General features: G+C 44.4%; 6 protein-coding genes. All 6 read left to right on the top strand.

Annotation, left to right across the window (positions count from 1 at the left end):
- On the top strand, positions 1–1,162 hold a 1,162-nt coding region (locus MSA64_RS00785; protein ID WP_287890148.1), incomplete at its 5' end, for a beta-galactosidase.
- A 336-nt stretch (positions 1,163–1,498) separates the two neighbouring features.
- The gene (locus MSA64_RS00780) at positions 1,499–3,112 is read left to right on the top strand and encodes an ABC transporter substrate-binding protein (RefSeq protein WP_287890147.1); all 1,614 of its coding nucleotides are present in this window, start codon (positions 1,499–1,501) and stop codon (positions 3,110–3,112) included.
- A gap of 65 nt (positions 3,113–3,177) precedes the next feature.
- Positions 3,178–4,194, top strand: a complete 1,017-nt coding sequence (locus MSA64_RS00775) for an ABC transporter ATP-binding protein (RefSeq protein ID WP_287890146.1) — start codon at positions 3,178–3,180, stop codon at positions 4,192–4,194.
- The gene (locus tag MSA64_RS00770; RefSeq protein WP_287890145.1) at positions 4,184–5,008 is read left to right on the top strand and encodes an ATP-binding cassette domain-containing protein; all 825 of its coding nucleotides are present in this window, start codon (positions 4,184–4,186) and stop codon (positions 5,006–5,008) included. Before MSA64_RS00775 ends, MSA64_RS00770 begins: the two co-directional genes overlap by 11 nt.
- The gene (locus MSA64_RS00765; RefSeq protein ID WP_154431117.1) at positions 4,998–6,005 is read left to right on the top strand and encodes an ABC transporter permease; all 1,008 of its coding nucleotides are present in this window, start codon (positions 4,998–5,000) and stop codon (positions 6,003–6,005) included. Before MSA64_RS00770 ends, MSA64_RS00765 begins: the two co-directional genes overlap by 11 nt.
- Positions 5,998–6,888: an ABC transporter permease gene (locus tag MSA64_RS00760; RefSeq protein WP_330639010.1), complete on the top strand. Its 891-nt coding sequence runs from the start codon at positions 5,998–6,000 to the stop codon at positions 6,886–6,888. Before MSA64_RS00765 ends, MSA64_RS00760 begins: the two co-directional genes overlap by 8 nt.
- The last annotated feature ends 256 nt before the right edge of the window (positions 6,889–7,144 follow it).

Below are 7,144 nucleotides of genomic sequence, written 5' to 3'. Positions count from 1 at the left end.
GATTTCCTATGGCGGAGACAGTACCCGTTCACTGAAAGCAGATAATTATTTTGTTCTGGAGACAGAGGCACAGGGATTCCCGGGATGGGTTCCTTACGACGGACAGCTTCGTCTGCAGGCATTCAGTCATCTGGCTTCCGGGGCAAATATGGTGGAATACTGGCACTGGCATTCGATCCACAATTCTTTTGAGACATACTGGAAAGGACTGTTGAGTCACGACTTTAAGGAAAACGATACGTATCGTTCTGCAAAAGTGATTGGTAAGGAGTTTGCGGAGCTGGGAAACCATCTGGTGAATCTGAAAAAACACAATAAAGTCGGTTTCCTTGTGAGCAATGAAGCACAGACTGCGCTGGACTGGTTTCCGATTGACGGAACCGCAGGCGGTGGTGGCGGATGCAAATATAACGATGTGGTCCGGTATGTCTATGATCAGTTATATAAACTGAATGTGGAATGCGATTTCCTGTGGCCGGAAACAGAAAGTTTTGCGCAGTATGATCTGCTGGTAGTGCCGGCACTGTACGCAGCACCGGAAGCCCTGCTTCAGAAGATCAATGACTATGTGGCAGCAGGCGGTCATCTGTTTACCACATTCAAGACCGGTTTCACGGATGAGAATCTGAAGGTGTTCCATGACAGCCAGCCACATATTCTGGACCGGTGTCTGGGTATTTCCTACAGCCATTTTACGTTCCCGAAACAGGTAAAACTGTCAGGAGAGACGTATCACTGTGAAGATAATGAGTTGAAAAATTTTATGGAACTGGTGAACCCGGAAGGGGCACAGGTGCTTGCTTCTTATGATCATTATAATTGGAAGCGGTATGCGGCAGTGACGAGAAATGCGTATGGAAAGGGAACGGCTACTTATCTCGGCTGCTGGACCGGTGATGCGATGCTTCGGGAGATCCTTACGGATGTGCTGAAGGATGCAGGATTGTGGGGTATGGAACAGGAAGTGGAGTTCCCGGTGATTATCAAGAAGGGGACAAATGATCTTGGAAAAGAAGTTGTATATTATCTGAACTATTCGCCGGAAGTACGGAATGTGATTTATCATGGCACTGATGGAGAGGAATTGTTTGGAAAGGCTGCAGTTACTGATGGACAGGTTTTGGAAATCGGGGGCTGGGATCTGAAGATTGTGGAACGGTAAATAAAAGGGGAGCTGTCCTTCATGGATGAAAACTATGGAGGACGGCTTTTTTTGCTTTGTCTATCCCCCGGATGAGGATATAAAAAAGAAAAAAGTGCGAAAATATCGGTTGAAAAAAGGATAAAAATATAACCCCACAGGGGGCTTGCGAGGAGAGAAAAGACAGGTTATGATAGGCACACAACAGAAGAAGGTTGTAAGTTCGCTCAGACCGTACTGCCTCCTCCGCATCTAAAAGCAGTATGGGTTGGAAAGCAAATAATGTCAGAAGTGAGGAAAGAAATCCGGGAAAGATTCCTTTCCTTTCTTTTTACAGAAATCTGAAAGGGGAAACATATGAAGAAGAAAATGGTTGCGGTATTGCTCGCAGCAGGTCTGGTGATATCGCTGGCGGCCTGTGGGGGTACATCAGAAACAGGTAATACTGCGGATGTGAAGACGGGGAATGAGGAAACAGCAGATGATGAACCTGCAGAAGAAGCAGAAAATACAGAAGAATCTACACTGACATACGGATCCGGAGATTATACACGGATCAATCCTGCGATGGATGAGCACTGCGAGATCAATGTGCTGTTATTTAACGGACTGACTGCTCATGATGCGGATGATCAGGTAGTGCCGGGGCTTGCAGAAAGTTGGGATTATGATGAAGATACTTATACCTATACATTCCACATCAGAGATGGAATTAAATGGCATGATGGGGAACCATTTACGGCAGACGATGTAAAATTTACAATAGAAGCGATCATGGATCCGGACAACGGATCGGAGAATGCACCAAATTATGAAGATGTGCAGGAAATTACAGTCACAGATGACCAGACGATTGCCTTTAAACTGGCAGAACCAAATGTGGCATTTCTGGAATATATGACAATGGCGATTTTGCCAAAACATCTTCTGGATGGAGAAGATATGCAGGAGTCGGATTTCTTCCGTCATCCGATAGGAACAGGTCCATATAAGCTGGAAAGTTGGGATGCAGGGCAGTCAATTGTCATGGTGAAAAATGAAGATTACTACCTTGGCAGTCCGAAAATCGATAAAGTAATCTTTAAGATTGTAGAGGATGACAATACACAGGCAGTACAGTTACAGTCCGGTGAGATTGATATGGCTCTGTTAGATCCGAAAAATGCACAGAGTTTTAAGAATACAGAAGATTATACCTGCTATGATATGACAACTTCGGATTATCGTGGTATTATGTTTAATTTCGGCAACGATTACTGGACGGAAAATAAAGATATTATTCCGGCAGTATGTTATGGTATTGACCGGCAGGCAATTATTGATGCAGTGCTTCTGGGTCAGGGAATGCCGGCCTATGGTCCATTGCAGAGAAATATCTACAATGATGAGAAGGTGGAACATTATGATTATAATCCGGAAAAGGCAAAAGAGATTCTTGAGAATGCGGGATGTACCATGGACGATGATGGTTTCTACGAGAGAAATGGAGAAGAAATCGGCTTTGTAATCAGCGTCATGTCCGGAGAACAGGATCGAATTGATATTGCACAGGCAGCGGCACAGCAGTTGCAGGAGATCGGCATCAACTGTACGGTAGATATTCCGGCACAGATGGACTGGGGAGGACAGATGGCCTGCCTGATCGGCTGGGGAAGCCCGTTTGATGCAGATGATCATACCTACAAAGTTTTCGGAACGGATAAAGGAGCCAATTATTCCGGTTATTCCAATGAAAAAGTGGATGAATATCTGACACTGGCAAGACAGTATGAAGATCAGGAAACCCGTGCGAAATATTATGATCTTTTCCAGGAAGAGCTGGCAAAGGATCCGGCATATGCATTTATCTGTTATATTGATGCCAATTATGTGGCGGATTCGGATATCAAAGGAATCTCCGAAAAGACCGTACTTGGTCATCACGGAGTTGGTATTTTCTGGAATATTCAGGAATGGGAAATCGTGAAATAAAAAGAAAGATGAGAGATGCAAAGAGACTGGTAACAGTCTCTTTATGCAGTTTTGAGAGGTTAGTCATGAATGAGTTACTGAAGGCAGAACATCTGTCAGTAAGCTTTTTTACGGATGCCGGTGAAGTGGAAGCGGTTCGGGATGTAAGTTTTACTGTGGAAAAAGGGGAAGTACTGGCCATTGTGGGAGAATCCGGGTGCGGAAAGAGTGCATTGTGCAAAAGTATTATGAAATTACTTCCGAAGACAGCAAAAATCAAGTCCGGGAAAATACTGGTGAATGGAGCGGATATTACGGACTATACGGAAAAGAATATGTCACGGCTGCGTGGAGAACTTTTTTCGATGGTCTTTCAGGATCCGATGACATCTCTGAATCCGACAATCACGGTTGGAAAACAGATCGGGGAGGCGGTGAGGATCCATAATAAAAAAATGTCGAGAGGACAGATCAGAAAAAGAGTTATAGAACTGATGCAGTTGGTGGAAATAGACAGACCGGAAGAAAGGATCCGTCAGTATCCTCATGAATTTTCCGGGGGTATGCGTCAGAGAGCAGTTATGGCAATTGCACTTGCCGGTGATCCGAAGATTTTGTTTGCCGACGAACCTACGACTGCGCTGGATGTGACGATTCAGGCGCAGATTCTTGATGTTTTCCGGAGAATCCAGAAAAAAATGGAGATGGCAACCGTCTTTATCAGCCATGATCTTGGTGTTGTAGCAGGAGTGGCAGACCGTGTAGCTGTTATGTATGCGGGAAAGATTGTGGAAATCGGGACAGCAGAGGAAATTTTTTATGATCCAAGGCATCCGTATACCTGGGGGCTGCTACAGTCACTTCCCATTCTGGCAGGAGAAAAAGAATGGCTTCCGACACTGCCTGGCATGCCGCCTACTCTGATTCATCCGCCAAAGGGTGACGCATTTGCGGAAAGGAACGTATATGCAATGAGAATAGACTATGAAAAAGAGCCTCCTATGTTTCGGGTTACAGATACTCATTATGCGGCTACTTGGCTGCTGGATGAGCGGGCACCGAAGGTGAAGGTTCCGACGGGAGGACGAAGAGATGGAAAATGATATTATACTGGATGTGCAGCATCTTTCACATGTGTTCCGGCTGAACCGGAAAACAAAAGTCAAAGCAGTAAACGATGTTTCTTTTCGGATAAAAAAAGGTGAAATTTACGGACTGGTAGGAGAATCCGGATCCGGGAAATCCACAGTGGCACGCTGTGTCATGAATATATACAAACCTTCCGGGGGAGAAATCTTTTATAAAGGGATTCCTGTCTGTAAAAACAGGGAATTTCAAAAAAACCGGAAAATGTTGCAGATGACGAGGCAGATGATTTTTCAGGACTCAGCTTCCAGTCTGAATCCGGGAATAAAAGTCAGAGATATCGTGGCGGAACCGCTGCGTATTCAGTCACGGAAAATCCGTACAGATAAAAGAGAAATAGAAAAACAGCTGGAGATGGTGGGACTTGACGGTAGTTATCTGGAGAAATATCCGTATGAATTGTCCGGTGGGCAACGACAGAGAGTGGCAATTGCGCGGGCACTGTTAGCAAAACCGGATCTGATTGTGGCAGATGAGCCAATCGCATCGCTGGATGTATCTATTCAGGCACAGATGGTCAATTTGTTTCGAAAATTGCAGAAAGAGCAGGGATTTTCCTTTCTTTTTATTGCACATGATCTCTCGATGGTGAGATTCCTGTGCGATCGGATCGGAGTTATGTATCATGGAGGACTGGTTGAAGAAGGAACCACAAAGGATGTGTTTTCACATCCGGAACATAAATATACAAAAGCATTGCTAGAAGCAATTCCCGTACCGGATCCGAGGGAAGAACGAAACAGAAGGGTGATGAAGTGCAATGAGGGGTGAACAGGTATTATATTATGGGAAAAAATTGCTGATTTTTATCATCAGTGTATGGGTACTGTCTCTTGTAACGTTTTATGTGTCCAGACTTGCACCGGGAGATCCGCTGATTTCTTACTATGGAGAACGCGTGGAAAAGATGAGCCCGGAAGAAAGGGAATGGGCAGAGGAGAAAATGGGGCTGAATGAGAAAATATCTGTGCAGTATGCAAGGTGGATCCGTCAGGCATTTCATGGGAATTTTGGAATTTCCTATAAATATAAAATGGATGTACTGGAGGTATTGAAAAGCAGAATCGGCAATACACTGGTTCTCGGAGGAATTGGCTTTCTGGTCATATTTTTCGGATCGTTGTTTCTGGGAGTGGTGTGTGCATGGAAAGAGGGCGGATGGACAGACCGGATGATCTGTAAAGTGGGAACGGTAATCAGCTGTGTACCGGAGTTCTGGCTGGCGCTGGTACTGATTCTTGTATTTTCTGTTTCTCTTCGATGGCTTCCGAGTTCAGGAGCTTATGCGGTAGGCAGGGAAAATAATATTATGGATCGGATTGTACATATGATTCTTCCTCTGACGGTTATTGTGACGGAACATCTCTGGTATTACGGCTATATGATCCGGAATAAAATGCTGGATGAGATCCGGGCAGAGTATGTATTGCTGGCGAAAGCAAAAGGAATGAAAAAGTCCCGGATCATGCTTTTTCATTGCATGAGAAATATCATGCCGGCGTATCTAAGTATTATGGCAATTTCTGTGGCACACATTATGGGTGGAACGTACGTGGTGGAAACGGTTTTTTCCTATCCTGGAATCGGCACACTGGCATATGAAAGTGCCCGCTATAAAGACTATAACCTGCTGATGGTAGTCAGCCTGCTGTCCGGGATTATAGTGATTGTCTGTAATATGGCAGCACAGATTATTAATGAAAGGATCGATCCGAGAATCCGCATCAGCAGACAGCCGGATATGCAGGAGGTGAGGGAATATGAATGATCCGTTTGAAATTGTCGGTATAAGGCAGGAACTTCAGAATCATCAGATGCAGGAACAAGAAAACAGACGGTACCGGGCAATTCCCTGGTTTTCTGTTGTTGTTCTGCTGATAATTGTCGGGGGATGCCTGTTTTGTGAAAAGTTTATGACAAAAGATCCGTCTTATATGGATCTGAAAAATTATACTGTCGCACCATGCAGGGAGTTTCTGTTTGGAACAGATACTATGGGACGGGACATTTTCTCCATGATATGGTATGGTGGACGGCAGTCTCTGTTTATAGGATTTGTGGCAACAATGGTATCCACCGGTATTGCAATTATATTTGGAACAGTCAGTGGTCTGGCACCGGAATGGCTGGATATGTTACTTATGAGAATGACAGAGATTTTGCTGAGCATTCCCAATCTGCTTTTGGTTATTTTTCTGCAGGCGATTCTGGGGAAGGCAAATGTGCTGAGTCTGTCGCTGGTTATAGGAGTTACAAGCTGGACCAGTATAGCGAAAGTAGTAAGAACAGAAGTGCGTCAGCTAAGAAGCAATGAATATGTAGTTGCAGCCAGATGTATGGGTGGCGGCTTTTTCTATATTCTCCGGAAACATCTTGCCCCCAACTTTTTATCTTCTATTATGTTCATGGTAGTTATGAATATTCGAAGTGCGATTGTGGAAGAATCTACGCTGAGCTTTATGGGGATCGGGTTGCCACTGGAGATCATCTCCTGGGGAAGCATGCTGTCACTGTCAGAAAAAGCACTGCTTACCGATGGCTGGTGGATCATTCTGATTCCCGGGGCGTTTCTTGTTGCAACCTTATTGGCCATTACCGGGATAGGAGATTATCTGAGAAAAGAGTTGAATAAGAAAGAGAGTTATCTGTAGAGCGGAAGAAAATGCGATATGACGGATTCTTTTCTGACATTTTTTCTCATTCTGTTGTTTTTGATTGCATCTTTTTTTGAAACAAAGTAAAATACTAATGGAAAAAATGAAATAACGTAACTGTTCAGTACCTTCACAGTTACGAGCCAAAATGCATTTAAACGATAAAATCACGCTTTGCGAGTTTTTATCGTTATCGCGGCACTCCTCAAGGTTCCGTGCAAGCACGGACTTTGACTCGTTGCTCGCGTAAATC

It is taken from the genome of Oliverpabstia sp. (assembly GCF_022785585.1).
GTDB lineage: Bacteria > Bacillota > Clostridia > Lachnospirales > Lachnospiraceae > Oliverpabstia > Oliverpabstia intestinalis.
Note: the sequence above shows the minus strand (reverse complement) of the source record. Positions and strands in the feature narration are given on the sequence as shown.